Origin of the sequence: Paenibacillus rigui, assembly GCF_002234615.1 — a bacterium.
Lineage (GTDB): Bacteria > Bacillota > Bacilli > Paenibacillales > NBRC-103111 > Paenibacillus_S > Paenibacillus_S rigui.
Genome location: NZ_NMQW01000072.1, coordinates 1 through 2,177 on the forward strand (window position 1 = coordinate 1; position 2,177 = coordinate 2,177).

General features: G+C 41.3%; 2 protein-coding genes and 1 riboswitch. Both genes read left to right on the forward strand.

Annotated elements, in window-relative coordinates; genetic code table 11:
* Positions 1-349: 349 nt before the first annotated feature.
* Positions 350-490, forward strand: a riboswitch (cyclic di-AMP (ydaO/yuaA leader).
* A complete protein-coding gene (locus tag CF651_RS33240; RefSeq protein WP_094018693.1) occupies positions 490-1,311 on the forward strand; it encodes a stalk domain-containing protein in 822 nt (273 codons plus the stop codon). Its footprint overlaps the riboswitch before it by 1 nt.
* Positions 1,312-1,418: 107 nt before the next feature.
* The gene (locus CF651_RS30795) at positions 1,419-2,120 is read left to right on the forward strand and encodes a polysaccharide deacetylase family protein (protein ID WP_094018694.1); all 702 of its coding nucleotides are present in this window, start codon (positions 1,419-1,421) and stop codon (positions 2,118-2,120) included.
* The last annotated feature ends 57 nt before the right edge of the window (positions 2,121-2,177 follow it).

Sequence of the window (2,177 nt, forward strand, 5' to 3'; positions counted from 1 at the left end):
CAGTTTTCAAAGGGCAATCTTATTCGTCGACTTTCGACATCCGTCAAAAGCAACTTTTATAATATATCACATTCGCCTACTCGATTGCAAGAAGTATTTTTCGAAGTGTGTTTCGTTCTTCTCTAAATTTGCTTGCCTCCGAAGCAGCAAGGAGTAATATATCACGAAGAGGATACAGAATGCAAGCTTTATTTTTAAAAATAATGACTTTAAGTTTCTGTAGATTAGTATTTTAAATCCCTTATCCCCTCTGCTCATAAGCATATATACTTACCTACATTTTAAAGAAGGAATTTTAAGGTAGTAATTGCCTTATTTTACTCCTTGAACTGCCAATTGTTCTATGTTAACTTGTAAAATGCCGAATCGAACAACCTTTTGTTTGTACGGGGGACTTATTTTTGGGGTGAATGTTTGGTTTCTACAAACTAGGGAGATACCTCTTCCCGAATCCGTCAACTAACCTCGGAGGCCTAAGGAGGGAGAATAATGAAGTTTTTTGCAAGAAGTGTTGTATTATCATCAGCACTATTGATGGGTTTGCTATCACCGGCTTTATCTGTACAAGCTGCTCAGCCTGCACAAGACGATAATCATGTTAAAGTCCAGGTAAATAGCGAGTTACTGTCTTTTCCAGATGTACAGCCACTGATAGATAGCTCTCATGTGCTGCAGGTTCCCGTACGTCCTGTAGGGTCTAAGCTAGGCTATGAAACCCAGTGGAGGCCTGTACAACCAAATGGTGTTGAGGTTACTCTGCGTAACGCAACGAATACTTTTACTTTTACAACAGGGCAAACAAACGCAACCTTGAATGGGAAATCTATATCACTTGGTTCGGCACCTCAGCTAATCAACGGAAGTGTATATATTCCTTTTCGCGTTCTGGCCGATTCTCTCAAGATTCGGATCCAGTGGGACGGTAGCAACCGTATTGCTATTCTGGATGAGGACGGGCAGTACCATGCTCCAGCGTGGTATGCGCCTAAATATCGAGGTGTAATTGAAGGTAAAGCAACAGCCTATACCGGATCTGCCGATGAGAATGGCGGTTATGCTAATCTCGATTATTTTGGCAATCCACTTCAAGTCGGAACGATTTCAGTGGATCCAACAGTTATTCCTCTAGGCTCTAAAGTCTACGTGGAAGGATACGATTATGATGGTCTTCCAACTGGTGGTATGTATGCAACCGCTGCTGATACCGGCTCCGCCATCAAAGGTAACAAAATCGATATTTATGTTGCCGGAAATAAAACAGAGGCCCTTCAGTTCGGTGTACAACAAGTAAAGATTTATGTCCTCAAATAGCAACATTTCTCTTCAAAGCATTTGCCCTTGCGCAGATGCTTTTTTTGTATAATCCTAGCCCCAAACGACAAACTAATTAGACGATAATTGTATAGGGGGGGAGTTAATTGTTAAATTTGAGTTTCAAATTAGGGCTTTGCAGTCTACTTCTTACTATAACTACGGCAGCATCAGCAGCCGCACCAAATAGTGAGGTCGTATGGAATGTAAACACGGATCAGAAGCTAATAGCTCTAACATTTGATGACGGACCTAATCCGATCTACACACCTCAGATATTAGACCTCCTAAAAGCCTATGAGGCTAAAGCAACCTTTTTCGTTCTTGGAAAAAGAGTACAAATGTACCCCACAATTGCTATACGTGAAGTGAATGAGGGGCATGAGATAGCAAATCATACGTTCGATCACCATTATTTAAAAAACGCATCTTCTCAAGAACTCATCGATGAAATTCGCCAAACTCAAGAGGTCATATTTGATGTGACAGAACAAATCCCTCATGTTTTCCGTCCCCCGGGTGGGTACTATAACAAAGCATTGCTTCAATTAACTCGCGAAGATAAGTTGACCGTTGTCATGTGGTCATGGTACCAGGATACGAAGGATTGGAAGCGGCCCGGAGTCGATAAAATTGTTCATACTGTGCTTTCCAATGTACATAATGGCGATATTGTATTATTTCATGATTTACAGGGCGATTGCTCCCAAACTGTCGAGGCATTAAAGCAGATTCTACCTGAGTTAAAGCAACAGGGATATCAGTTTCTCACTGTTACAGATCTTATAGCTCGCACAAAAAATAAATAAAAAAGCAGCCGATCCGTTAATCAGATCGGCTGCTTTATGTTGTGCTTGGCGACGTCC